The 23,152-nt window shown below is 64.1% G+C and carries 24 protein-coding genes; 9 read left to right on the top strand and 15 right to left on the bottom strand.

Features of this window, described 5'->3' with window-relative positions; translation table 11 throughout:
* The first annotated feature begins 7 nt into the window (after window positions 1-7).
* Together MESCI2_RS0117085 and MESCI2_RS0117090 are read left to right on the top strand one after the other, a co-directional pair.
* Window positions 8-646: a TetR/AcrR family transcriptional regulator gene (locus MESCI2_RS0117085; RefSeq protein WP_027037641.1), complete on the top strand. Its 639-nt coding sequence runs from the start codon at window positions 8-10 to the stop codon at window positions 644-646.
* A 212-nt stretch (window positions 647-858) separates the two neighbouring features.
* Window positions 859-1,107, top strand: a complete 249-nt coding sequence (locus MESCI2_RS0117090; protein ID WP_027037642.1) for a DUF680 domain-containing protein — start codon at window positions 859-861, stop codon at window positions 1,105-1,107.
* Between the two features lie 43 nt (window positions 1,108-1,150).
* On the opposite strand, the gene MESCI2_RS0117095 is transcribed toward MESCI2_RS0117090, so the two are convergent.
* From MESCI2_RS0117095 to MESCI2_RS0117130, 8 genes are all read right to left on the bottom strand, one after another.
* A complete protein-coding gene (locus MESCI2_RS0117095; RefSeq protein WP_027037643.1) occupies window positions 1,151-2,200 on the bottom strand; it encodes a Gfo/Idh/MocA family protein in 1,050 nt (349 codons plus the stop codon).
* A 66-nt stretch (window positions 2,201-2,266) separates the two neighbouring features.
* Complete coding sequence (locus MESCI2_RS0117100) at window positions 2,267-3,052, bottom strand: ThuA domain-containing protein (protein WP_027037644.1); 786 nt, start codon at window positions 3,050-3,052, stop codon at window positions 2,267-2,269.
* A gap of 77 nt (window positions 3,053-3,129) precedes the next feature.
* On the bottom strand, window positions 3,130-3,360 hold the full coding sequence (locus MESCI2_RS0117105; protein ID WP_027037645.1) for a hypothetical protein: 231 nt from the start codon (window positions 3,358-3,360) through the stop codon (window positions 3,130-3,132).
* Between the two features lie 59 nt (window positions 3,361-3,419).
* Window positions 3,420-4,004 carry a sarcosine oxidase subunit gamma gene (locus tag MESCI2_RS0117110; RefSeq protein WP_027037646.1) on the bottom strand — a complete coding sequence of 195 codons (585 nt, stop codon included), beginning with the start codon at window positions 4,002-4,004 and terminating at the stop codon, window positions 3,420-3,422.
* The gene (locus tag MESCI2_RS0117115; RefSeq protein WP_027037647.1) at window positions 3,997-6,990 is read right to left on the bottom strand and encodes a sarcosine oxidase subunit alpha; all 2,994 of its coding nucleotides are present in this window, start codon (window positions 6,988-6,990) and stop codon (window positions 3,997-3,999) included. The genes MESCI2_RS0117110 and MESCI2_RS0117115 overlap by 8 nt, the downstream gene beginning before the upstream one ends.
* On the bottom strand, window positions 6,987-7,283 hold the full coding sequence (locus tag MESCI2_RS0117120; RefSeq protein ID WP_027037648.1) for a sarcosine oxidase subunit delta: 297 nt from the start codon (window positions 7,281-7,283) through the stop codon (window positions 6,987-6,989). Before MESCI2_RS0117120 ends, MESCI2_RS0117115 begins: the two co-directional genes overlap by 4 nt.
* Window positions 7,284-7,294: 11 nt before the next feature.
* Window positions 7,295-7,735, bottom strand: a complete 441-nt coding sequence (locus MESCI2_RS0117125; RefSeq protein WP_027037649.1) for a hypothetical protein — start codon at window positions 7,733-7,735, stop codon at window positions 7,295-7,297.
* Entirely contained in the window at window positions 7,735-8,988 is a 1,254-nt protein-coding gene (locus MESCI2_RS0117130) for a sarcosine oxidase subunit beta (protein WP_027037650.1), read from the bottom strand. Before MESCI2_RS0117130 ends, MESCI2_RS0117125 begins: the two co-directional genes overlap by 1 nt.
* 260 nt (window positions 8,989-9,248) lie before the next feature.
* Here MESCI2_RS0117130 and MESCI2_RS0117135 point away from each other — a divergent pair, with 260 nt between their 5' ends.
* The 7 genes from MESCI2_RS0117135 to MESCI2_RS0117165 all read left to right on the top strand — a co-directional run bounded on the left by MESCI2_RS0117135 (window position 9,249) and on the right by MESCI2_RS0117165 (window position 14,866).
* Window positions 9,249-10,007 (top strand): SDR family oxidoreductase, encoded by a 759-nt coding sequence (locus MESCI2_RS0117135; RefSeq protein WP_027037651.1) that lies wholly within the window; start codon window positions 9,249-9,251, stop codon window positions 10,005-10,007.
* A 109-nt stretch (window positions 10,008-10,116) separates the two neighbouring features.
* Window positions 10,117-10,503, top strand: coding sequence for an SET domain-containing protein (locus MESCI2_RS0117140; protein WP_027037652.1), 387 nt, complete (start codon window positions 10,117-10,119; stop codon window positions 10,501-10,503).
* Between the two features lie 201 nt (window positions 10,504-10,704).
* Window positions 10,705-10,983 (top strand): 30S ribosomal protein S21, encoded by a 279-nt coding sequence (gene rpsU, locus MESCI2_RS0117145; RefSeq protein ID WP_023671138.1) that lies wholly within the window; start codon window positions 10,705-10,707, stop codon window positions 10,981-10,983.
* A 138-nt stretch (window positions 10,984-11,121) separates the two neighbouring features.
* Window positions 11,122-11,964: a tetratricopeptide repeat protein gene (locus tag MESCI2_RS0117150; protein WP_027037653.1), complete on the top strand. Its 843-nt coding sequence runs from the start codon at window positions 11,122-11,124 to the stop codon at window positions 11,962-11,964.
* A 208-nt stretch (window positions 11,965-12,172) separates the two neighbouring features.
* Complete coding sequence (locus MESCI2_RS0117155; protein WP_027037654.1) at window positions 12,173-12,649, top strand: DUF992 domain-containing protein; 477 nt, start codon at window positions 12,173-12,175, stop codon at window positions 12,647-12,649.
* A 91-nt stretch (window positions 12,650-12,740) separates the two neighbouring features.
* Window positions 12,741-13,220, top strand: coding sequence for a DUF992 domain-containing protein (locus tag MESCI2_RS0117160; protein WP_050596579.1), 480 nt, complete (start codon window positions 12,741-12,743; stop codon window positions 13,218-13,220).
* A gap of 209 nt (window positions 13,221-13,429) precedes the next feature.
* Window positions 13,430-14,866 (top strand): MFS transporter, encoded by a 1,437-nt coding sequence (locus MESCI2_RS0117165; RefSeq protein WP_027037656.1) that lies wholly within the window; start codon window positions 13,430-13,432, stop codon window positions 14,864-14,866.
* A gap of 12 nt (window positions 14,867-14,878) precedes the next feature.
* On the opposite strand, the gene MESCI2_RS0117170 is transcribed toward MESCI2_RS0117165, so the two are convergent.
* From MESCI2_RS0117170 to MESCI2_RS01000000134830, 7 genes are read right to left on the bottom strand one after another with little or no spacing between them, the layout of a single operon-like run.
* A complete protein-coding gene (locus tag MESCI2_RS0117170; protein WP_027037657.1) occupies window positions 14,879-15,571 on the bottom strand; it encodes a response regulator transcription factor in 693 nt (230 codons plus the stop codon).
* Window positions 15,568-18,297, bottom strand: a complete 2,730-nt coding sequence (locus MESCI2_RS0117175) for a sensor histidine kinase (protein WP_027037658.1) — start codon at window positions 18,295-18,297, stop codon at window positions 15,568-15,570. The genes MESCI2_RS0117170 and MESCI2_RS0117175 overlap by 4 nt, the downstream gene beginning before the upstream one ends.
* Before the next feature lie 54 nt (window positions 18,298-18,351).
* Entirely contained in the window at window positions 18,352-18,918 is a 567-nt protein-coding gene (gene kdpC / locus MESCI2_RS0117180; protein WP_027037659.1) for a potassium-transporting ATPase subunit KdpC, read from the bottom strand.
* Between the two features lie 12 nt (window positions 18,919-18,930).
* Window positions 18,931-21,024 carry a potassium-transporting ATPase subunit KdpB gene (gene kdpB, locus MESCI2_RS0117185; protein ID WP_027037660.1) on the bottom strand — a complete coding sequence of 698 codons (2,094 nt, stop codon included), beginning with the start codon at window positions 21,022-21,024 and terminating at the stop codon, window positions 18,931-18,933.
* Window positions 21,021-21,236, bottom strand: coding sequence for a hypothetical protein (locus MESCI2_RS0117190; RefSeq protein WP_027037661.1), 216 nt, complete (start codon window positions 21,234-21,236; stop codon window positions 21,021-21,023). The genes kdpB and MESCI2_RS0117190 overlap by 4 nt, the downstream gene beginning before the upstream one ends.
* 7 nt (window positions 21,237-21,243) lie before the next feature.
* Window positions 21,244-22,947 carry a potassium-transporting ATPase subunit KdpA gene (gene kdpA / locus MESCI2_RS0117195; protein ID WP_027037662.1) on the bottom strand — a complete coding sequence of 568 codons (1,704 nt, stop codon included), beginning with the start codon at window positions 22,945-22,947 and terminating at the stop codon, window positions 21,244-21,246.
* Window positions 22,948-22,961: 14 nt separating this feature from the next.
* Window positions 22,962-23,051 carry a K(+)-transporting ATPase subunit F gene (locus MESCI2_RS01000000134830; protein WP_032808122.1) on the bottom strand — a complete coding sequence of 30 codons (90 nt, stop codon included), beginning with the start codon at window positions 23,049-23,051 and terminating at the stop codon, window positions 22,962-22,964.
* Window positions 23,052-23,152: the final 101 nt, after the last annotated feature.

A 23,152-nucleotide genomic window follows, 5' to 3' on the forward strand; every position in this document is an offset into this window, starting at 1 on the left:
CCAGATCTTGCCGCAGAGCGTCCAGACACGCCGCGAGAAACAAAAGGCAGAACTGCGCTCCGAATTGCTCGAGGCCGCGCACAAGCTTGTCCATGAAGAGGGCTATGAGGGCCTGACCATACGCAAATTGGCCAAGCGGGTCGGCTATGCTCCTATGTCGGTCTATTCCTATTTCGCCGACAAGCAGGACATCCTGTTCGCTCTGGCCGAGGATGCGTTCGAGACGCTGGCCCGCCGCATCGAGGAGCATCCCTCCGACGATCCGATCGAGGCCTTGCAGGCGGTGATGACCGAATACGCCGCCTTCGGGCTTGGCAATCCCAACGAATACCGCACCGTGTTCATGACCGAAAAGACCAAGCTGCCGGAAGGCTACAACGAAATGGAAGAGAGCAACCCGGCGATGAAGGCGCTGATCAGCCGGGTCGAAGCCTGCGTCGCCGCCGGCAAATTGCAGGGCGATCCGCGCGCCATCGCCACCATGCTGTGGGCGGTCGGCCACGGCACGATCTCGTTGCTCATCACCTTTCCGTTCTACCCCTTCGGCGACCCGCAGGCCTTCGTGAAGCGGATGTGCGATTTCACGCTTGCAACGCTCAGCACGCAAAACGTGCCGCCGCTGACCGAGACCCCGGTCAACTGCTGAACGCCAGCTCCGTTCGTTTCCATATTTCCTCCCCACCCTTCCCCACCAAACCGGGGCGAATTTCTTGGTTAACAAAAAATTTACCGTACGCGTACGGTTTTGCCTTGAACTTCGCGAGCGGCGGACGTATCTGTACAACGTATCGTACATGTACGAGAAAAATTTACCCGCCGGTACGAATTGAATTCGACCCCGGAAAACGGAGACTGACGATGAAAAAGACACTTCTCACCCTCGCCGCAGTGCTTGCACTTTCGGGTTCGGCCTTCGCCGCCAACACCACCCACCCGGTCAAGCATGCGCCGGCTGCAACTTGCATCGACATCAAGACCAACGTGAAGCTCGATTGCGCTTCGACCGGCTCGGTCGAGAAGAAGGGTGCCACGGAAAACACCGCTGAAGGCAAGGGCCCGCGCCTCGGCATCAGCATCAATCCATGGATTGTGCCGAGCGCATTCTGATTATCTGCAGAAATCACGTCTGGCCGGCGCAAGCCGGCCAGTTTCAGGCGACCATGATCGGCCGTTTGCCCGCTGAACTCTCGAAGGCGGCATCAATCAGCTTCTGCATGTCTGCGGCGCGCCGAAACGACGGATCGCCGTTGCGGCCTGTATCCAGCGCGTCGGCAAAGCGCCGGGCATTGCGCTTGACATCGGGCAGCGCCAGCGTTCGCCAACGCTGCAGATCGACATCCCCGCCGAGACAGGCCGACAGGCTCGATGCCTTGCCGTCGGTCTGGGCCTTGATGGCGCCCTTGGTGCCGTGCAGGGCCAGCGACAGATCGTTGGCGTGGCCGGTCATGTAGCGGCTCGCCACGATCGTGGCGAGCGCGCCGGAGCTAAGCCGGGCCGTCATTGCCACGCTGTCATTGGCGTCCAGCACATAGTCGCCGATGCGCTCGCCCTCGGCCTTCGGAAACGTCACCAGATCGGCATGCAGGCTGACGATGTCCTGGCCGGCGCCATAGGTCGCGAAGTCCAGGATATGGATGCCGACATCGCCCAGCACACCGGTTGAACCGTGCCGGCTCGACAAGCGCCACAGCCATTTGTCCTCGACCCGCCAGTCACCCCACGACTGGCTGACCAGCCAGCTTTGCCGATAGCTCGCCTCGACATGGCGCAACGCGCCGATCTCGCCGGCCTGAACCATGCGCCGTGCCTCGTGGATCGCCGGTGAGTTGCGATAGGTCAGGTTGACCATGTTGACCACCCCTGCAGCCTCGGCCGCTTGCGTCATATCAAGCGCGTCGGCGTGGTTCGGCGCCAGCGGCTTTTCGCAAAACACATGCTTTCCCTGGGCAAGCAGCGCCAGCGTGGTCGCCATATGCGCACCATCCGGCGTCGCGTTGATGGCGGCATCGAACTGGCCCCAGGCGATCGCCGCCTCCAGGCTCTCGAAGAAGTCGCCGATCTTGCTGGCCGCGGCGAACGCCGCCGCGCGGCCGGGCACCTGGTCGACACAGGCGACGATGCTGCAGCCGGGAATCCCGGCAAACTCCTCGACATGATGCCCGGCGATACCGCCGGTGCCGAGCAGAAGAATTCGATGCATTAGCCCCAAGCCCCCAAATCAACTCACGCCTTAAGCAACTCAGGCCCCGATCAGCTCAGGCCCCAATCAACTCAGGCCCTTGTCGCCGTCGGCATGCAAGCGCAGCCCCTTCTGCACGATCTTCTCCTTGGCCGCATCCGTCGGCACGTTCGGCGCATTGGTGATGCCGGACCATGCCGGTGCCGGATTGTGCGCCCAATGGACGGCGTTGCGCAGCACCTGCTGCACGCCCTCATTGTGATAGATCGGATAGGTCTCGTGGCCGGGCGAGAAGTAGAAGATCCGTCCCGCGCCGCGCTGGTACGTCAGCCCGGACCGGAACACCTCGCCGCCCTCGTACCAGGAGACGAACACCGTCTCCAGCGGCTCCGGCACCGCGAACGGCTCGCCATACATTTCGGTCTCGCCGATCTCCAGGCACTCGCCGATGCCTTGCGCGATCGGGTGGCCGCGGTTGATCGCCCAGACGCGCTCGCGCTCGCCCGCCTCGCGCCATTTCAGCGAACAGGGCGTGCCCATCAGCCGCTTGAATATCTTCGAGTAGTGGCCGGAATGAAGCACGATCAGGCCCATCCCTTCCCACACCCGCTTCTGCACCCGCTCGACGATCTCGTCCTTGACCTCGCCATGCGCCGCGTGGCCCCACCACAAAAGCACGTCGGTGGCTGCCAGACGCTTTTCGCTCAGGCCGTGCTCGGGCTCCTGCAAGGTGGCGGTGGTCGCCTCGATGCCCATGTCCTGGTTGAGGGCGGCGGCAATGGTGCCGTGCATCCCCAACGGATAGAGGTCGCGCACGGCTTCATTGGTCTGCTCGTGGACGTTCTCGCCCCAAACTATCGCTTTTGTCGGCATTTTCATCTCCCAAAGCGCTTTAAATAGCACGCCCAAAGGGATTGAGAAGGTCCGATGCGATCTGGCCCGATGGAATACTAGGTCTTGCGCTTCTTGCGCCCCGGCACGGTCTTGGCCTTGCCCGGTTTCGCCGGTGCACCGGCGATGGCGGTTCCGGTAATGGATATCGGATCGCTGGCCGGGAACGTGTCTTCGAGGCCCTCCTCGAGTTCCTCTTCAGCGCTCGGCTTTTCGTGCCGCTCACGTTCGAGCGAACGGACGGCCGATGTCTTTTTGACCGGTGACTTCGGCGCGGAATTCGACAGCATGGGAATTCTCCCTCGGCGTGCGGATGCAGAACGAGCGTGCCCTGCAAAGCGTTCCGAGTTCAGACCGCCGCGTCCCGCGATCCCTCGGACAGGAAAGTAAAGACATAGTCCGAGAAGGAACGCCAGCATTCAACCCGGAAGGCGTCCGCCGCCGTGCGCAGCAGCACGATCTCGGTCTTGCCCAGGATCGTGCGCGACGCCGCTCCCACCGGGAAGGCATCGAGCGACAGATCCTGCGGGCAGCCCGCATTGATCGTCGCCGCTGCCCCGGCGCCCGTCACGGCGATAGCGATGTTGCGATGCGAGATACCGACCGCCGAGTGCAAAGCGGAAACCCCAGCACAATCGGCGAGCGGATCATTGCCGGCCTCGTCGATAACAAGCCATTCGTCGGGGCCGAGCCACAAAGCGGTGCGCCCGCCCTTCGAGGCAAGCGTCTTCGGCTTTTTCGGCAAGGTCACGCCGAGCGCTTTCGAAAGCGCTGCAACCGAGGCCTCCGGCGCACGCAATGACATGCGCTCGGCCGGCGGCAGCACCTCGACCTTGACGCCGGCAGCAGTGGTGCTGCGACCAGTCAGCGCCGGGCGGCGTTCAACCGAAGGCGATGCGGCCGGAGCCGTCTTCCTTGCAGCGGCCTTAGCCATTGAGGCGCCCTCCCGTCTCGTCGAAGAACACCATGCCGGTAACCTCCACTTCGATCACCCCGTCCGGCATCGGCACATAGAGCGTCTCGCCCATGCGCTCGCGGCCGCCGGCGACCAGCGCCAGCGCGATCGAGCGGCCGCAATTTTCCGACCAGTAGCTCGAGGTGACGTGACCGATCATCTTCATCGGGATCGCCTGCTTCGGATCCTCGACGATCTGCGCGCCCTCTTCCAGCACCACCTTGGGGTCCTTGGTCTTCAGGCCGACCAGTTGCTTGCGGCCCTTGGCGACCAGATCTGGCCGCGCCATGCCCCTGATACCGACGAAATCGGCCTTCTTCTTGCCGACCGCCCAGTCGAGGCCGGCATCGTTCGGCGTCACCGTGCCATCGGTGTCCTGGCCGACGATGATATAGCCCTTTTCGGCGCGCAGCACGTGCATCGCCTCGGTGCCGTAGGCGGCCGCACCATGCTTCTGGCCCTCGGCCCACAGGGCTTCCCAGACCGCCTGGCCATAGTCGGCCGGCACATTGACCTCGAAGCCGCGCTCGCCGGTGAACGACATGCGGAACAGCCGCGTCGGCACGCCGCAGATCTTGCCTTCGCGCACCGACATATGCGGCAGCGCCTCGTCCGACATGTCGATGCCTTCGACCAGCGGCGCGATGATGTCACGCGACTTCGGTCCCTGCACCGCGATGACCGCCCACTGCTCGGTAATCGAGGTCAGCCAGACGTTGAGATGCGGGAACTCGGTCTGGAGATAGTCCTCCATATGGTTCATGACACGCGGCGCGCCGCCGGTCGTCGTCGTCACGTGGAAACGGTCGGGGGCCAGCCTGCCGACGACGCCGTCGTCATAGATAAAGCCGTCCTCGCGCAGCATGATGCCGTAGCGGCAGCGGCCGGGTTCCAGCTTCTCCCACGGGTTGGTGTAGAGCAGTTCCATGAACTTGGCCGCATCCGGCCCGACCACTTCGATCTTGCCCAGCGTCGAGGCATCGAACAGGCCGGCCGTCTTGCGCACGGCGACGCATTCGCGATCGACCGCGGCGTGCATGTCCTCGCCCGCCTTGGGGAAATACCAGGCGCGCTTCCACTGGCCGACATCCTCGAACACCGCACCTTGCGCCTCGGCCCAGGGATGGATCGCGGTTCTGCGTGTCGGGTCGAACAGCGGACCGCGCGCATGGCTGACGATCGCGCCGAAGGTGACCGGCGTGTAGGGCGCCCGGAACGTGGTCAGGCCGACTTCCGGGATCGCCTTGCCCAGCGTCTCGGCGGCAATCGCCAGGCCGTGCATGTTGGAGGTCTTGCCCTGGTCGGTCGCCATGCCGTTGGTGGTGAAGCGCTTGACGTGCTCGATCGAGCGCATGCCTTCGTGCACCGCCTGACGGATATCCTTGGCGGTGACGTCGTTCTGGAAATCGACAAACGCCTTCACCGTCGTGTCCGGCCCGGCGCCGGGCGCCGCGCCCAACATACCGCGCGACCAGCTCTCCGAGGCGTCGACCTTCGGCTTGTTGCCCTTGGCGGCCTTGGCGCCGGCATCTTTCGCCGCCTTGGCGCCCGCCGCATAGGCCTCGTCCACCGTCGCCGACAGCCCATCGGTGCCGTTGCAGGCGCCCACCGAGACGCAGTCCTGCGCATAGGTGCCCGGCACGAAGCGCTTGGTCTCGTCGTTGAAGGCGACCTTTCCGCGCGACTGCGAGAACAGATGCACCGACGGCGTCCAGCCGGCCGACATCAGGATCGCATCGACCGCGATGGTGCGTTCGCCGCCGCCATTCTTCGGCTGTACGGTCATCGAGGAAACGCGCAGCTTGCCGCCGGCGCGGATCACCGCGCGGCCGAAATTGACCTCGATGCCGAGCGCCCTCGCCTCATCGATCACCGGTCCGGTCGGATTGTCGCGCAGATCGACGATCGCCGCCACGTTGACGCCGGCCTTCTTCAGGTCGATCGCCGCCGCGTAAGCCGAGTCATTGGCGGTGTAGACGCCGACATTCCTGCCGACCGCGACGCCATAGTGATTGAGATAGGTGCGTGCGGCACCCGCCAGCATGATGCCCGGCCGGTCATTGTCGGCAAACACCATGTGGCGCTCGATCGCGCCCGAGGCCAGCACCACGCGCTTGGCCCGGACCTGCCACAGCCGCTCGCGCGCCAGATCGTGGCCGGGAGCCTTCAGATGATCGCTGACACGCTCGACCAGCCCGATGAAATTCTGAGCGTAATAGCCAAACGCCGTCGTGCGCGGGAGCACGCGGACATTGTCCATGGCGGCGAGTTTCGCCACCGCAGCTTGCGCCCAGGCAAAACCGTCCTGGCCGTCGATTTTCGCGCCGCTCTCGAAACGCAGGCTGCCGCCGAACTCGGCCTGCTCGTCGGCGAGGATGACGCGCACGCCGGTCTCCGCCGCTGCCAATGCCGCCGCGATGCCCGCGGCACCGCCACCCAGCACCAGCACGTCGCAATGCGCATAGCGCGATGAATAATGGTCGGGATCGGGCTTATCAGGGGAAACGCCAAGCCCGGCCGCCGCGCGGATCTTTGGCTCGTAGAGGCTCTTCCACGCCGCCTTCGGCCACATGAAGGTCTTGTAGTAGAAGCCGGCCGAAAGCAGCGGTGAGGCGACATCGCTGACCGCACCGAGGTCGAAGGACAGTGACGGCCAGCGGTTCTGCGACTGCGCGTCGAGCCCCTCATAAAGCTCCTGCACGGTCGCCCGCACGTTCGGCGTCTTGCGCGCCGCGTCGCGCTTGATCTCGACCAAGGCGTTGGGCTCCTCGGCGCCCGCCGAAAGGATGCCGCGCGGACGGTGATACTTGAACGAACGACCGACGAGATGGACGCCATTGGCGAGCAGCGCCGAGGCCAGCGTATCGCCTTCGATGCCTGTGTAGGACTGGCCATCGAAGCTGAAGCGCGCGGTCTTCGCCTGTTTGAAGCGGCCGGCTCCTGGAATGCGGAACGCGCCGCTCATTTGCCAGCTCCCGGCAGCTTGGAGGGTTTGGGCTCGCCGGCCTTGTAGGTCATGACGAACTTGTCGGTGACGGTGTCGCGCACGGCGTTGAAGAAGCGCGCGCAGCCATGCATGTGCCGCCACCGCTCATAGATGATGCCCTTGGGGTTGGAGCGGATGAAGAAGAACTTTTCGAAATCGTCGTCGCTCTCGCCGGCCATATTGGCCGAGCGCGCAATATGCGCCTCGCCGGCGTTGCGGAACTCGAGTTCCGGACGCTCTTCCTCGCAATAGGGGCAGCGGATGAGAAGCATTTGGTTCGTTCCTACAATTCGCCGTGGCCGACGCGGGCGCCCGCCGGTTGATCGCAAAGCTTCTGTCCCAGCGTCGCGAACGGCGCGACGAGCCGGATGCGTTCTTCCACACTTGCAGCGGGACGAAACAGATCGCGGGACGCCATGTTGCCGAGAGTGAGCTGCATCGGATCGGTGGTGACGATGACTTGACGCGGCTGGAATGTCTCGTCCTCGTCTAGATCGGAAGGCCTGTTTTCGAAGAAGACAACCACCCTCTGGCCGCCGCTCCAGACGCAGGCCAGCGTGCCGTCGTCGACCGAAAACGGCCAGACGGTTTCGTTGCCGGTGCGGCTGATCGGCTGCGTGCGCACTTCGTCCGCCGACGGAAAATGGAACATGCCCCGTTCCCCCGCCAGCACTTGTTCCCCCGCCAGCATCAGCGGCATCGCGACAGCCATCTGCGCCATCATCAGTGCGCCACCGCCGCCGCCGCCGCCTCGTCGATGAGCCGGCCGGTGCGGAAGCGCTCGATGGTGAAGGGCGCGTTGATCGGATGGGGATCATCTTTGGCGATGGTGTGGGCAAAGACATGGCCCGAACCCGGCGTCGCCTTGAAGCCGCCCGTGCCCCAGCCGCAATTGACATAGAGGCCGGGCACCGGCGTCTTGGCCAGGATCGGCGAGCGGTCGGGCGTGACGTCGACGATGCCGCCCCACGAGCGCAGCATCTTCATGCGTGTGAAGATCGGGAACATCTCGCAGATGGCGTCCAGCGTATGCTGCAATATGTGCAGGCCGCCTGTCTGCGAATAGGAGACATACTGGTCGGTGCCGGCGCCGATCACCAGCTCGCCCTTGTCGGACTGCGAGATATAGGCGTGCACCGTGTTCGACATCACCACGCAGGGAACCACCGGCTTGACCGGTTCCGACACCAGCGCCTGCAGCGGATAGCTTTCCAGCGGCATGCGCACGCCGGCCATGTTCATGATGACGGAGGAATGGCCGGCGGCAACGACGCCGACCTTCTTGGCGCCGATGAAGCCGCGCGTCGTGTCGACGCCCATGACCGCGCCATTGGCTGCCCGCTTGACGCCGGTGATCTCGCAATTCTGGATGATGTGGACGCCGCGCGCCGAGGCGCCGCGTGCATAGCCCCAGGCAACCGCATCGTGGCGCGCCGTGCCGCCGCGCCGCTGCAGCGCCGCACCGACCACCGGATAGCGCGCATCCTTGGAGGTGTTGAGCGGCGGGCAGAATTCCTTCGCCTGTTCCGGCGTCAGCCATTCATTGTCGATGCCGTTCAGCCGGTTGGCGTGCACGTGGCGCTTCAGCACCTGCACGTCGTGCACATTGTGGGCGAGCATCATGACGCCGCGCGCCGAATACATGACGTTGTAGTTGAGCTCCTGGCTGAGCCCGTCCCACAGCTTCAGCGCGTGGTCGTAGATGCCGGCGCTCTCGTCATAGAGATAGTTGGAGCGGATGATGGTGGTGTTGCGGCCGGTGTTGCCGCCGCCGAGCCAGCCCTTTTCCAGCACCGCGACATTGGTGATGCCGTGCACCGTGGCGAGGTAATAGGCTGTGGCCAGGCCATGGCCGCCGGCGCCGACGATGATGACGTCGTATTCTTTCCTCGGCTCAGGCGAGGACCACTGTTCCTCCCAGCCCTTGTGACCGCGCATGGCTTCACGGGCGATGGCGAATACCGAATATTTCTTCAACGTCCCAACCTCGCCCCAAAAAGGCTTCGCGAATGGCGGCCGGCATTCATTCGGTCCCGGCGCGCGAGGTGTATCACTAGCGAAACAGCGCTTCCACCCTTGCGCTGTTTGCGACGGCGCTTGCCGTTTTGCGCCGTGGTGAAAAAGACGCATCCGGCGCTTCCACACATTGGCAGGTATCGGGTGGCTCGTGCTTGCCCCATCTGCGACCAAGCATCCCAACTGCCGGTGAAGCCGGCGCGAAGAAAAGGATGCAGAAGATGTTTGCACTCGCCAACAAGGTCGCCATCGTCACCGGCGCCAGTTCCGGCATCGGCCGGGCCACCGCAAAACTCTTTGCCGAGGAAGGCGCCAGGGTCATCGTCGCCGCCCGCCGCCATGCCGAGCTCGATGCGCTCGTCGCGGAAATCGCGGACGCCGACGGCATCGCCGTCGCGCTTGCCGGCGATGTTCGCGACGAAGCCTACGCGAAAGCCCTTGTCGATCTGGCGGTCGAAAAGTTCGGTGGGCTCGACATCGCCTTCAACAATGCAGGCGCTGTCGGCCGGATGGGGCCGATTTCGGACCTGCCGCTGGAAGGCTGGCGCGAGACGCTCGACACCAATCTCACCAGCGCGTTTCTCGGCGCCAAATACCAGGTGCCGGCAATGATCGAGCGTGGCGGCGGTTCGCTGATCTTCACCTCCACCTTCGTCGGCCACACAGTCGGCATGCCAGGCATGACAAGCTATGCCGCGAGCAAGGCCGGCCTGATCGGACTGACACAGGTGCTTGCCGCCGAATACGGCCCGAAAGGCGTGCGGGTCAACGCGCTGCTGCCCGGCGGGACCGACACACCGGCGGCAACCTTCAAGACCCCGGAATCACGGGCCTTCGTCGAAGGCCTGCATGCCTTGAAGCGTATCGCGATGCCGGAGGAGATCGCCCGTTCGGCGCTCTATCTCGCCTCCGACGCCTCGAGCTTCACCACCGGAGCGGCTCTGTTTACCGATGGCGGCGTGTCGATCAACCGGACGTGAAGAATTCTAGCGGCGGGATGCATGTTCATAGCCTCCGGGCAGACGGCCGGTCTTGATTTTTCGCCGCGATTTGGTGATTCCGTTTCTGTCCAAAAGCGGGTCTGGAACCATGATGCTGATCAGAACCTATGTGACTGCGAGTGCGATCGAAGGCGTCGGCGTGTTCGCCGCGGAGCCTATCGGCAAAGGCGCTTCGATCTGGCGGCTCGATCCGGATTTCGACCGGCTGATCCCCATGGACAAATACGAGACGGCACCCCCGCATCTCAGGGAACTGCTCGACCGCTATGCCTATCCGAGCCCGGACCGGCCGGGCTTCATGGTCTATGAAGTCGACAATGGCCGCTTCATGAACCATTCCAGCAATCCGAACACGGATTTTTCGCAATATGGCGGGGCCACCGCAACCCGCGACATCGCCGTGGGCGAGGAGATCACCTGCGACTACGGCGAGTTCTTCGAGGGTTTCGAGCGGCTGCACCTCGCGACCGCCTAGTCGGCTCCTTATCTCATGGGCAAGTGGCACACTTGTCCCAGGGCAAACAGACGGCGGCTGGCCCCGCAAAATCATTTCCGCTGTGGACAGCGCGGCATGATTCTGCTATCAGCCGCCCCAATTCGTGGTGTAAACCGCCGCGGAGGCTAGTGGCTATGGCTGCTTGCCTGTTGATATCAAACCCGAAAGACAGGATTGCCCGTGCAGGTACTCGTCCGCGACAATAACGTTGATCAGGCGCTTCGCGCTCTCAAGAAGAAGATGCAGCGCGAAGGCATTTTCCGCGAAATGAAGATGCGCGGTCACTACGAGAAGCCGTCCGAGAAGCGCGCCCGCGAAAAGGCTGAAGCCGTTCGCCGCGCCCGCAAGCTGGCCCGCAAGCGCGCCCAGCGCGAAGGCCTGCTGCCGATGACGCCGCGCCCTGTTGCTGCTGGCGCCGCTGGTGGTCCAGGTGGCGCTCCGCGTCCGCCGCGGTTCTAACGCCAATTTTTCGTCCTTTTCGAAGGATATCAGAGGTGGCGCGATGTGGAATCGCCGCCACCTTTTTGTTTTGATGTGACCGGTCCGGAGGGGGAGCCGGACCTGAACGACGCGGCTTGAAGTGAGGACAGGGCAGACATGAACGCAACAAGCGTGGAGCGCGGGACCGCATTGCGTGGTTTCGCCCTGACAGCAGCCCTGCTCTCCGGACTGGCGCTTGCCGGCTGCCAAACGGCGGGCCCGACCGGTGAATTCAACAACATCGACAAGGCGCAAGGGTCGAGCGAGAACATTTCCTCGCTGTCGGGGGTCATCCAGCGCAATCCCCAGGATCCCGAAGGCTACAATGTGCGCGGCTCGGCCTATGGCCGTGGCGGTCAGTACCAGGCGGCGCTCAAGGATTTCAATCAAGCCATCCAGCTCAATCCGAATTTCTTCCAGGCCTATTCTAATCGCGCGCTCATCCAGCGCTTCCTCGGCAACCAGGAAGCCGCGCTCGCGGACTACAACCGTTCGATCCAGATCAACTCGAACTATGACGCCGCCTATATCGGCCGCGGCAATCTCTACCGCAAGGCGGGTCGCACCCAGGACGCCTTCAACGACTTCCAGAAGGCGATCCAGCTCGATACGACCGACGCGCGCGCCTACCACAATCGAGGCCTGATCTATCAGAGCCAGGGCCAGCACAAATTCGCCATCGAGGACTTCTCGACAGCCATCTCGCTAGCGCCGGACGCCGCCGAGCCCTACAACGGCCGCGGCCTCTCCTATCTGGCGACCAACGACGAGGACAACGCCTTCTCCGATTTCAACATGGCGATCAAGCTCGACGGCAGGAATGCCGAGGCCTGGTCCAACCAGGCGCTGATCTACGAGCGGCGCGGCGACAAGGCCAAGGCAGCGAAATCCTACAAGGAAGCCGTTCGGCTCGATCCGACCTACCAGCCGGCCAAGGATGGCCTCGCCCGCGTCAGCTGATCCCGGTTTCGGCAAGCGCTTCCCATACGAATCCGCGTGACATCCAAGTGCCGCGGGATCCTTTGCGTGTCCGAAAGGACGCACTTCGCAACCGCGCATTAACCCCGGCAGGAGGCTTTCGGCCCCTGCCTTGATCGCGCCAAGTTTTCGGCGGAACGGTCTACCCACCCAAGCCGTTGTTGAAAGTATTTTGCGAAAGGACCCTCCCATGATCAAGAAACTCGCCTGCGCCGCTGCCCTCGCCACGACGATGTTCGCGGTGGCTCCGGCCAGCGCCGGCAAGCTGCAACTCGGCACGCTCGATTGCACCATCGACGGCGGCACCGCTTATATCGTCGCTTCCAACAAGGGCGTGTCCTGTGTCTTCCGGCCTCATCATCACGGGCCGTCCGAGGTTTACACAGGCGTCATTTCCAAGATCGGCCTCGATGTCGGGCAGACGCATCAGGGCCAGCTCGTCTGGGCCGTGCTGGCTGCGACCCGGGACAGTGACGGAGGCGATCTCGCCGGCAGCTACTACGGCGTCAACGCCGAAGCGAGCGTGGTGACCGGCGGCGGCGCCAATCTGCTGGTTGGCGGCCTGGACAGCGCCTTCATGCTGGAGCCGCTCAGCGTCCAGGCGCAGACCGGCGTCAACCTTGCCGTGGCCGTGACTTCGCTGCAGCTGATCCATTCATTCAAGTGATTGCATGGAGCCATGCGCTCCATGCCCCCTCACTCCGCGGCGCGGAACCAGATAGGATGGTTCCGCGCCGTTGATTTTTGAGGGGACCATCATGCTGAAGACAGCCATCGCTGCCGCCATGTTCACCACGCTATCCGGAGCCGTGCAGGCGCAGGACCGAGGCATGGAACTCGGCACGCTTGACTGTGCGATTGGCGGCGGCACCGGCTTCATCTTCGGCTCGAGCAAGGATCTGAGCTGCACCTTCAACCCCGCCGACAAAAGCTTCGCGCCGGAAGCCTATTTCGGCGCCGTCAACAAATACGGCCTCGATATCGGCACGACGAAGCAGACGATCATGCAGTGGATCGTGCTGACGCCGCTGAAGAACATCTATGCGCCGGGTGCGCTGGCCGGCGACTACATCGGCGCCAGCGCGGAGGTGACGGCCGCCGTCGGCGCTGGCGCCAATCTACTGGTCGGCGGCTCCTCTCAGGCCTTCACCTTGCAGCCGCTCAGCTTGCAGACGCAGACCGGCATAAACCTCGCGATCGGCGTCAGCCAGTTCCAGCTGCGCAGCACCGAGAACTGATCGCGCTACGAACCCGCCAGGCGGAAAGGCTGCCGCGCGAACGATCCTCAAAAAACCGCTTGAGCTCAACCCCAGTTGAGGTTTTACAAGCCTGCCTCGAGCGCAACAACGCTCGATCCGGCGCTGTCGATTCGCATGGTCCTGCCGGAAACTTGTACTGGCTTCTGGCGTGCTGCGCTGGCGTCGAGATATGCAAGACAGGGGTGGAAATGACCGAGATCAGCACAAACAGGGTCGACTGGCGCGTATTGTGGGCAAGCGGCGACCTGGCGCGCTTCTGCTTCATCAGCCTCGGCATCCTGCTGCACGCCACCAACGAGACGATGGTGGCAACGGTGATGCCGGCCATGGTCGGCGAACTGGCGGGCGTACAGCTCGTCGGCTGGTCGCTGGCCATCTACGAACTCGGCGCCATCGTTGCCGGCGCGGCCGCCGGACGACTGGTGAGTTATGTCCCCTTGCGCACCAACATGGTGGTCGCCGCGCTGCTTTACGCAGCAGGCGCCCTGATCTGCGCCACCTCGCCTTCCATGCAACTGTTCCTCGCCGGCCGCCTGATCGAAGGACTTGGCGGCGGTGCGCTGGTGTCGCTGGCCTTCGTCTCGGTCGAACGGCTGTTCTCGCGCGCAATCTGGCCGCAGCTTTTCGGCATCATGTCGGCGATCTGGGGCGTCGCCGCCTTCAGCGGACCGTTGCTCGGCGCGATCATGACCGAGCTGTTGTCATGGCGCTGGGCCTTCGGCATCTTCACCCTCGGCGGCGCCGCCATGGCGCTGGCAAGCTTCCTCGTGCTCAACACGCCGGAGGCGACGAGGCCGAGGGCAAGCACAGGCGGGGCGCCGCCCTTCCCGTTCGCGGCCCTTGGCTGCCTTGCCGTCGCCGTGGTGCTGATCGCCTCGGCCGGCGTCGACATCGCCTTGCTGCGCTCTTCGCTGCTGATGGCCGTCGGCCTCATCGGCCTGGTGCTGTTCTTCACCATCGACGCGCTGAAGCCGCGTTCGCGGCTGTTCCCGGCGCGGCTGTTCTCATGGCGCACGCCGGTCGGCGCCGGCATGACCATGGTTGCCGCCTTTTCGGTGGCGACCTGTTCCTTCGGCGTCTACGGGCCGCTGCTGCTGACCAGCCTGCACGACATTCCGCTGCTGACCACCGGCTACATCATCGCCGCCGAATCGATCGCCTGGTCGATCCTGTCGATCCTCGTCGCCAACGCACCGCCGCAACGCGAGCGGCTGATCATCATCGGCGGCGCGGTGATGATCGCGGCCGGCATCGCCGGCTTTGCCTACACGATACCCCTGGGCTCCATCCCGCTGATCCTGATGTGCGCCCTGTTGCAAGGCGGCGGCTTCGGCATCGCCTGGCCGTTCCTGACACGCGTCATCGTCGCCTCCGCACCGGAGGGCGAGCAGACCATCGCCTCGGCGGCGGTGCCGACCATGCAGCGCATCGGCTATGCCGTGGGTGCAGCCCTTGCCGGCATCGTCGCCAATGCCAGTGGCTTTTCGCAAGGCTTGAACCACGACGCGGCGGCGAATGTCGCGTCCTGGCTGTTTCTCGCCTTCGTGCCGCTCGGCATTGTCGGCTGCCTGGCGGCTTTGCGCGTGTCCACGCCCCTTGATCAGCCGCGGGAAGCTATCGGCTAAAACCTGGCCTGCTCACTCGACCTCGCGCAGGCGGTAGCCAACGCCCGTCTCGGTGGTGATGTAGCGCGGCTGGTCGGGGCTCTTCTCGATCTTCTGCCTGAGCTGGCGCACATAGACCCTGAGATACTGCACGTCGGTCGAGTCGCCCCAGACCTGCTTCAACAGGAAATGATGGGTCAGCACCTTGCCGGCGTGCTGCACCAGCATGCGCAGGATGTCGTATTCCTTCGGCGACAGCTTTACCTCCTTGCCCTCTACCTTGACGATGCGCTTGACCAGGTCGACGCTGAGATCGCCGGTCTGAAAAATCGGCTTCTCGCCCTGTTGCTGGAACTTGTGGCGGAGCGCCACGCGAATGCGCGCCACCAGCTCGTTCATGCCGAAAGGTTTGGTGACATAGTCGTCGGCACCGAGTTCCAGGGCCTGGACGATGCCGGCCTCGTCGGTCCGGCTGGACAGGATGACCACTGGAATGTCGAGCCCGTCGTCGCGCCATTTGCGCAGCAGCTCAAGGCCGCTCATGCCGGGCAGGCCGAGGTCGAGCAGGACGAGGTCCGGCCTCTCCGCCTCCATCAGCTCGATCGCCGCCCTGGCATTCGGCGCCTCGCTGATCGCGTAGCCCTGGCTGCCGAGCCCGACGCGCAGCAGCTTGCGGATCGGCGGCTCGTCATCGACGACCAGTATCCTGACGTTCGAGTTTGTCATGCCAGGTCACCCACATCGTCAGTATTCGAAGCGTCGAAATTGGGCGGGTTTGCCGGCTTGGGCATCTTGATGGTGAACACCGCGCCCGAACGATCTGTCCGGTTTGCCGCCATGATGGTGCCACCCATCGCCTCGATGAAGCCGCGGCAGATCGACAGGCCGAGCCCGGTGCCGGCGCGGATCTGGTCGCGCTTGCGCACCCGGTAGAAGGTGTCGAAAATCCGCTCAAGATCGCCGGGAGGAATGCCCGGCCCTTCATCCATGATCTGCAGCAAGACGGAGCCATTGTCGGTCCAGCCCTGCACGCGGATCGTCGAGCCTTCCGGGGCATATTTCGCCGCATTGTCGAGAAGATTGAAGAGCGCCTGCTCGAACAGCACCGGGTCGACCTTCAACATCGGTAGATCCCTGGGGATGTCCGTCTCGATCTTGTGCTCGCCAATGATTTTCCTGGCCCTTTGCAGGGCGGAGCCGACGATGTCGCCGACATAGTGAAAGGCGTAGTTCGGCTCCATCGCGCCGGACTCGATCTTGGTCATGTCGAGCAGATTGGCGATGAAGCGGTTCAGCCGCTCGGATTCGTCGAGCACCGTCGACAGCAGTTCGGCCCGGTCCGGTTCGGGAAGTGCTGCTGAAAAATCCCGCAGCGTGCCGGCCGCGCCCATGATGGCGGCGAGCGGCGTCTTCAGATCATGGGAAATGGAGGTGAGCAGTGCCGAGCGCAGCCTGTCCGCCTCGGCCGCGAGCTTGGCGCGGTCGACGTCGGCGACCAGTTGGATACGCTCGATGGCGACCGCCGCCTGGTCGGCCAGTGCGTCGAGCAGCCGCTGCTGCTCGGGCGTCAGCAGCGGCCCCTGCTTGTCGTTGTCGAGGCCGACGACGCCGATCGCCGTGCGCCCGGTGCGCAAGGGCAAATAGAGGCGCTTGGCGCCCGGAAGCGTGTCGGCGCCGCGACCCGCGGCACGATCGTGCTCCCAGGCCCAGCGGGCGGCGGCGATGTCGGCCTCGGCCAGCGTGTCGTCGGGCGGATAGCCGGCCTTGACGGTGATGGTCCCGTCCTCCGGCAAAAGCAGCACCACCCGCAGCTTCAGCATCGAGGCGATCTGGAAGGCCGTGGCCCAAAGGACGTCGTCGAGCGTGCCGGCGCCGGCGAGCTTTTTTGAAAAGAGGTAGATGTCTTCCGTGGCCCGCGCCCGCGAGCGGGCGGCAACCGCCTGGCGCTGCACGCGCGCCGTCAGATTGCTGGCGATGACCGCAACGACGAGAAAGACGCCGAGCGCCACGATGCTCTCCGGATCCCGGATCGTCAGCGTATAACGAGGCTCCAGGAAGAAATAATTGAAAGCAAGGGCGCTGGCGAAACAAGCGTACAGAGCCGGCCACAGACCGCCGGTTACCGCCGATGCCAGTACGCCGATGAGAAGAATGATCGCCAGGTTGCGAACGTCGAGAAACTGGTCGAGAACGACGGCGAAGGCGAGCGAACCGATGACAAAGGCCGTGGCCTTGAGATAGGGCCAGATCTCGAACTGCCACTGCTCGTCCGCCGCCTTGACGCTCCTCGACGTCACCTCGGCGTTGCGTTCGGTTCCTGAAATGACATGGACGCTGATGTCGCCGGCATTGCGGATGAGATCGTAGGTGAGCGAGCCTTCGATCAACTCCCGCCAGCGCGACCGGGTCGGCCTGCCGACCACGATATGGGTGAAATTGTTCGCCGTCGCATGGCGAACAATGTCCTGCGCGATGTTCTGACCGGGAATGGTGGTCACCTCGGCGCCGAGCTGTTCGGCAAGCCGCAGGTTCGTAGCCAGCCGATCCTTGTCCGCTTCGGGCATGCTGGCCGAGCGAGGGCTGTCGACATGCAGCGCCGTCCACGGGGCACGGAGCCGGTCGGCCAGCCTGCGCGCGTAGCGAATACGCGAAGCCCCGCCCGGTCGCGCGTCGACGCAGACGAGAACCCTTTCCCCCGCGGCCCACGGTCCGGGAATGGCGTGGGCCTGCATATGGATCAGCAACTGGTCGTCGACGCGCTGCGCGGTGCGGCGCAGCGCCAGTTCCCTGAGCGCCGTCAGATTGCCCGGCGAGAAATAGTTCTCGATCGCGCGCTGCGCGGTGTTGGGGAAATAGACCTTGCCTTCCTCGAGCCGCTTGATCAGGTCGTCGGGGGTGAGATCGATGATCTCGACATCGTCGGCCTGGTCTATGATGGAATCGGGAACCGTCTCGCGAACCCTGACTTTGGTGATCTGGGCGACGACGTCGTTCAGGCTTTCGACATGCTGGATGTTGAGCGTCGTGTAGACGTCGATACCGTGCGTCAGGATTTCCTGGACATCGAGATAGCGCTTGGGGTGCCGGCTGCCGGGCGCATTGGTGTGGGCGAGTTCGTCGACGAGAACCAGCGCCGGGCGCCGGGCGAGGATGGCATCGATATCCATCTCGTCGAGGATGCGCCCCTTGTAGTCGACCTTGCGGCGGGGAATGACCTCATAACCCTCGACCAGGGCCAGTGTCTCCTTGCGCCCATGCGTCTCGACGACACCGATCACCACATCCACGCCGTCGGTCAGCCTGGCGCGGCCCGACATCAGCATCTCGTAGGTCTTGCCTACGCCGGGAGCGGCACCCAGGAATATCCGCAGCCGGCCGCGACCTTCCCGCTCGGCATGGTCAAGCAGTGCGTCGGGAGAAGGTCTGGCGTCGTTGTTTCTGTCGTCCGGCATCGGGACCGATCATGGATGGCGCCGGAGATACTGTCGATCCCCGGCCCGCACCATTCACTGTTTCGCGGCGTCCAGCGCAAGGTTGAGACCGAGCACATTGACCACAGGCTCGCCCATGAAGCCAAGCTCCCTGCCCTCGACTTGGGCATCGACAAGCGCCTTGATCTTGGCTTCGTCGATACCCCTGGCCTTGGCCACCCGGGCGACCTGGAAGTAGGCGGCTTCCGGGCTGATGTCGGGATCGAGGCCGCTGCCGGACGTCGTCACCAGATCCATCGGCACGGGCTGGTTCGGGTTTTCCGCTTTCAGTTTCTCGGCGTCGCCCTTGATGCGGTCGATCAGCTTGGGATTGGTCGGGCCGAGATTGCTGCCGCTCGAGGCGGCCGCATTGTAACCGTCGCCGGCAGCCGACGGGCGGCCGTGGAAATACTTGTCGCTGGCAAACCCCTGGCCGATCAGTTCGGAGCCGATGATCTTGCCGTCTTTCTCGACCAGGCTGCCATTGGCCTGACGCGGGAACAGCGCCTGGGCGATGCCGGTCATGCCCAGAGGATAGATCAGGCCGGTCAGCACCGTGAAGAAGACGATCATGATGATCGCGGGTCGTATCTGTTTGAACATGAGCGTAATTCCTTAAGCGAGGCCAAGTGCGGTGACGATCATGTCGATCGCCTTGATGCCGACGAAAGGCACGATGAGGCCGCCGAGGCCGTAGACGAGAAGATTGCGGCTGAGCAGCGCGCCGGCGCCGATGGCCCGATATTTGACGCCCTTCAGCGACAGCGGGATCAGCGCGATGATGATCAGCGCGTTGAAGATGATGGCCGACAGGATGGCACTCTGCGGCGTCGCCAGATGCATGACGTTGAGTGCCTGCAGCGGGCCGGTCGTCTGTCCCGGCGCGACGTAGAAGACGGCGAACATCGCCGGAATGATGGCGAAATACTTGGCCACGTCGTTGGCGATCGAGAAGGTCGTCAGCGAGCCCCGCGTCATCAAGAGCGCCTTGCCGATCTCGACGATCTCGATGAGCTTGGTCGGATCGCTGTCGAGATCGATCATGTTGCCGGCTTCGCGCGCTGCGACCGTGCCGGTGTTCATGGCGACACCGACATCGGCTTGCGCGAGGGCTGGCGCATCGTTGGTGCCGTCGCCGCACATGGCCACCAGCTTGCCCTTGGCCTGTTCGTCGCGGATCAGCTTGAGCTTGTCCTCCGGCGTGGCCTGGGCGAGGAAGTCGTCGACGCCGGCTTCCGCGGCGATGGCTGCTGCCGTCATCGGATTGTCGCCGGTGATCATCACCGTGCGGATGCCCATGCGGCGCAGTTCGGTGAAGCGCTCCCTGATGCCGCCCTTGACGATGTCCTTGAGGTGGATGACGCCGAGCAGGCGGCCGTCGCGTTCGACCGCCAGCGGCGTGCCGCCGGACTTGGCGATCTCGTCGGCGATGGCCTGGAGATCCCTGACGGTATCGCTGCCGGGCCGCGTGGCGTGGGCTGCGACCGTCGACTGGTTGACATGGGCAAGCACGGAATCGACGGCGCCCTTGCGCACCGACGAACCATCGATGTCGACACCGCTCATACGGGTTTGCGCGGTGAAGGGCACGAAGGTTGCGTGCAGCGTTGCCATGTCGCGGGCGCGGATGGCGTATTTCTCCTTGGCCAGCACGACGATCGAGCGGCCTTCCGGCGTTTCGTCGGCGAGCGAGGCCAGCTGGGCCGCGTCGGCCAGTTCCTGCTCGGTGACACCCTTGACCGGGCGAAACTGCGTCGCCTGGCGGTTGCCGAGCGTGATCGTGCCGGTCTTGTCGAGCAGCAGCGTGTCGACGTCGCCTGCGGCTTCCACGGCGCGACCCGACATGGCCAGCACGTTGAATCGCACCAGACGGTCCATGCCGGCGATGCCGATGGCCGAAAGCAGCGCGCCGATCGTGGTCGGGATCAAGGTGACGAACAACGCCACCAGAACGGTCACCGAGATATAGCCGCCCGAATAGGAAGCAAAACTCGGGATCGTCGCGGTGGCCAGCACGAAGATCAGCGTCATGCCGACGAGCAGGATGTTGAGCGCGATCTCGTTCGGCGTCTTCTGGCGCTCGGCACCTTCGACCAGCGAGATCATGCGGTCGAGGAAGGTGTGGCCGGAAGCCGCCGTGATGCGCACGCGGACCCAGTCGGACAGCACCTGCGTGCCGCCGGTGACCGCCGAACGATCGCCACCGGATTCGCGGATGACCGGCGCGGATTCGCCCGTGATCGCAGCCTCGTTGACCGAAGCGACGCCTTCGATCACCTCGCCGTCGGACGGGATGATGTCACCGGCCTCGACCAGCACGGCATCGCCGACCTTGAGGCTGGTGCCGGGCACGAGTTTGTATTTGGTGCGGTCCTCACCGGTCAAAAGCTTGGCCTGGGTCTCGGTGCGTGCCTTGCGCAGCGAATCCGCCTGCGCCTTGCCGCGGCCTTCTGCGACCGCTTCGGCGAAGTTGGCGAACAGGACGGTGAACCAAAGCCAGATGATGATCTGCAGCGTGAAGCCGAGATTGCCGCCGCCGGTGACCAGGTCCTTGACGAACAGCACCGTGGTGAGCGCCGAGACGACGGCAACGACGAACATCACCGGGTTCCTGGCCAACGTGCGCGGGTCGAGCTTGCGGAAGGCGCCGCCAATGGCGGGAAGCAGGATGCTGGCATCCATGATGCTGGCTGATTTCGAGTTGCTCATTTTGAAGCTCCGGCTTCGGTGTTGTTGGACGGCACCGGATGATCGGATGCCGAAAAGAGATGGGGCGGCCCGTAGGCCAGCAGCCAGAGGACGAGCATGACTGCCGCAAGGCCGAGAAACGTCGACAGGGTCGGGAAAGGAGGAGGTCTCTCCTCCTTTCCGTGATCGGCGCTGTGGCCGACCTTGCGGCGCATGGCATTGAACCAGGACATGACGGTCTCAGAAGGTCTGCCCGTGAGCCATCGCCAGGTGCTCGATGATCGGCCCGACGGCGAGCGCCGGGAAGAAGGTGAGGCCACCGACGATCAGGATGACGCCGACCAGCAGCCCGACGAACAGCGGGCCATCGGTCGGGAAGGTGCCGGCGGAGGCCGGAACCGTTTTCTTCGCCACCAGCGAGCCGGCAATGGCCAGCGCCGGGATGATGACCAGGAAGCGGCCCATCAGCATGCCGATGCCGATCGTGATGTTGTACCAGGGCGTGTTGCCGCTGAGGCCGCCAAAGGCGGAACCGTTGTTGGCCGCCGCCGAAGTGTAGGCGTACAGAACCTCGGAGAAGCCGTGCGGGCCGGCATTGCCCATCGACGCCACGCCGGTCGGCAGCACGACGGCGATGGCCGTGAAGATCAGCATCGCCAGCGGCAGGCACAGTATGGCCAGCATCGCCATCTTGACCTCCTTGGCCTCGATCTTCTTGCCGAGATATTCGGGCGTGCGGCCGACCATCAGGCCGGCAACGAAGACGGCGACGACGATGTACATCAGGATGCCGTAGAGACCCGCGCCGACACCGCCGACGATGACTTCGCCAAGCTGCATGTTGATGATCGGGATCATGCCGCCGAGCGCCGTGAACGAGCCGTGCATGGCGTTCACCGCACCGCAGGAAGCGGCCGTGGTGATGACGGCAAACAGCGCCGACAGAGCGATGCCGAAGCGGCTCTCCTTGCCCTCCATGTTGCCGCCGTCGATGCCCAGCGCATGCACCAGCGGGTTGCCGGCGGCTTCCGCCCAGTAGCAGATGGCGACACCGGCGATGAACATGACGCCCATGGCCGAGAGGATCGCCCAGCCCTGGCGCTGGTTGCCGATCATGCGGCCGAAGACATTGGTCAAGGCGGCGCCGATGGCGAAGATCGACACCATCTGGATCAGGTTGGAGATCGCGTCGGGGTTCTCGAACGGGTGCGCGGCATTGGCGTTGAAGAAACCGCCGCCATTGGTGCCGAGCATCTTGATGGCCACCTGCGAGGCGACCGGGCCAACGGCGATGGTCTGCTGCGCGCCTTCCAGCGTCGTGGCGTTGACGTAGGCGCCGAGCGTCTGCGGCATGCCGAGCCAGACATAGACCAGCGTCAGCACGATGCAGAACGGCAGCAGCAGATAAAGTGTGGAGCGGGTCATATCGACCCAGAAATTGCCGATCGACTTGCCCGACGCCCGCGCAAAGCCGCGGATCAGCGCAATGGCGATGGCAATGCCGGTGGCCGCCGAAACGAAGTTCTGCACCGTCAGTCCGGCCATCTGCACGAGATATGACATCGTGCTCTCGCCACCATAGTTCTGCCAGTTGGTGTTGGTCATGAAGCTGGCGGCGGTGTTGAAGGCGAGCCCAGGCTCGACCGCTGTCATGCCGGCCGGATTGTAAGGCAGGCTGCCCTGCAGGCGCTGCAGGGCATAAAGCACCAGGAAGCCGGCAAGGTTGAAGAGCAGCAGGGCGACCGCGTAGGTGGTCCAGTGCTGTTCCTCGCGTTCGCTGGTTCCGCAAAGGCGGTACAGCCCGCGCTCAAGCGGGCCGAAGAGGGGCGAAAGCAGCGTCCGGTCGCCGTTGAAGACGCGGTGCATGTAGCCGCCGAGCGGCTTCACGAGCAATATGACGATCCCGCAATAGACCAGGATCTGTATCCAACCGTTCAGTGTCATGGCTTTCGGTGCCTTCAGAAGCGTTCTGGACGAACGAGGGCGTATGTCAGGTAGGCGAGCAGGAACAGCGTCACGCCGCCACCGAGAATATAGTCGACGATCATTTTTTCAGCCTCGCTCTAGAGCGCGTCACAAGCTTTGATGTAGGCGAAACAAAGGGCAAAGAACAAAATTCCGGTCCCGATAACGGTCATATCCATTGTGT

This window comes from Mesorhizobium ciceri WSM4083, from assembly GCF_000519305.1.
Lineage (GTDB): Bacteria > Pseudomonadota > Alphaproteobacteria > Rhizobiales > Rhizobiaceae > Mesorhizobium > Mesorhizobium ciceri_B.

Bases quoted from the DNA above. Each gene is read 5' to 3' on its own strand.
- MESCI2_RS0117090 (WP_027037642.1), top strand. From the start codon at position 859: ATGAAAAAGACACTTCTCACCCTCGCCGCAGTGCTTGCACTTTCGGGT.
- MESCI2_RS0117095 (WP_027037643.1), bottom strand. From the start codon at position 2,200: ATGCATCGAATTCTTCTGCTCGGCACCGGCGGTATCGCCGGGCATCAT.
- MESCI2_RS0117100 (WP_027037644.1), bottom strand. From the start codon at position 3,052: ATGCCGACAAAAGCGATAGTTTGGGGCGAGAACGTCCACGAGCAGACC.
- MESCI2_RS0117105 (WP_027037645.1), bottom strand. From the start codon at position 3,360: ATGCTGTCGAATTCCGCGCCGAAGTCACCGGTCAAAAAGACATCGGCC.
- MESCI2_RS0117110 (WP_027037646.1), bottom strand. From the start codon at position 4,004: ATGGCTAAGGCCGCTGCAAGGAAGACGGCTCCGGCCGCATCGCCTTCG.
- MESCI2_RS0117115 (WP_027037647.1), bottom strand. From the start codon at position 6,990: ATGAGCGGCGCGTTCCGCATTCCAGGAGCCGGCCGCTTCAAACAGGCG.
- MESCI2_RS0117120 (WP_027037648.1), bottom strand. From the start codon at position 7,283: ATGCTTCTCATCCGCTGCCCCTATTGCGAGGAAGAGCGTCCGGAACTC.
- MESCI2_RS0117125 (WP_027037649.1), bottom strand. From the start codon at position 7,735: ATGATGGCGCAGATGGCTGTCGCGATGCCGCTGATGCTGGCGGGGGAA.
- MESCI2_RS0117135 (WP_027037651.1), top strand. From the start codon at position 9,249: ATGTTTGCACTCGCCAACAAGGTCGCCATCGTCACCGGCGCCAGTTCC.
- MESCI2_RS0117140 (WP_027037652.1), top strand. From the start codon at position 10,117: ATGATGCTGATCAGAACCTATGTGACTGCGAGTGCGATCGAAGGCGTC.
- MESCI2_RS0117150 (WP_027037653.1), top strand. From the start codon at position 11,122: ATGAACGCAACAAGCGTGGAGCGCGGGACCGCATTGCGTGGTTTCGCC.
- MESCI2_RS0117155 (WP_027037654.1), top strand. From the start codon at position 12,173: ATGATCAAGAAACTCGCCTGCGCCGCTGCCCTCGCCACGACGATGTTC.
- MESCI2_RS0117160 (WP_050596579.1), top strand. From the start codon at position 12,741: ATGCTGAAGACAGCCATCGCTGCCGCCATGTTCACCACGCTATCCGGA.
- MESCI2_RS0117165 (WP_027037656.1), top strand. From the start codon at position 13,430: ATGACCGAGATCAGCACAAACAGGGTCGACTGGCGCGTATTGTGGGCA.
- MESCI2_RS0117170 (WP_027037657.1), bottom strand. From the start codon at position 15,571: ATGACAAACTCGAACGTCAGGATACTGGTCGTCGATGACGAGCCGCCG.
- MESCI2_RS0117175 (WP_027037658.1), bottom strand. From the start codon at position 18,297: ATGCCGGACGACAGAAACAACGACGCCAGACCTTCTCCCGACGCACTG.
- kdpC (WP_027037659.1), bottom strand. From the start codon at position 18,918: ATGTTCAAACAGATACGACCCGCGATCATCATGATCGTCTTCTTCACG.
- kdpB (WP_027037660.1), bottom strand. From the start codon at position 21,024: ATGAGCAACTCGAAATCAGCCAGCATCATGGATGCCAGCATCCTGCTT.
- MESCI2_RS0117190 (WP_027037661.1), bottom strand. From the start codon at position 21,236: ATGTCCTGGTTCAATGCCATGCGCCGCAAGGTCGGCCACAGCGCCGAT.
- kdpA (WP_027037662.1), bottom strand. From the start codon at position 22,947: ATGACACTGAACGGTTGGATACAGATCCTGGTCTATTGCGGGATCGTC.
- MESCI2_RS01000000134830 (WP_032808122.1), bottom strand. From the start codon at position 23,051: ATGATCGTCGACTATATTCTCGGTGGCGGCGTGACGCTGTTCCTGCTC.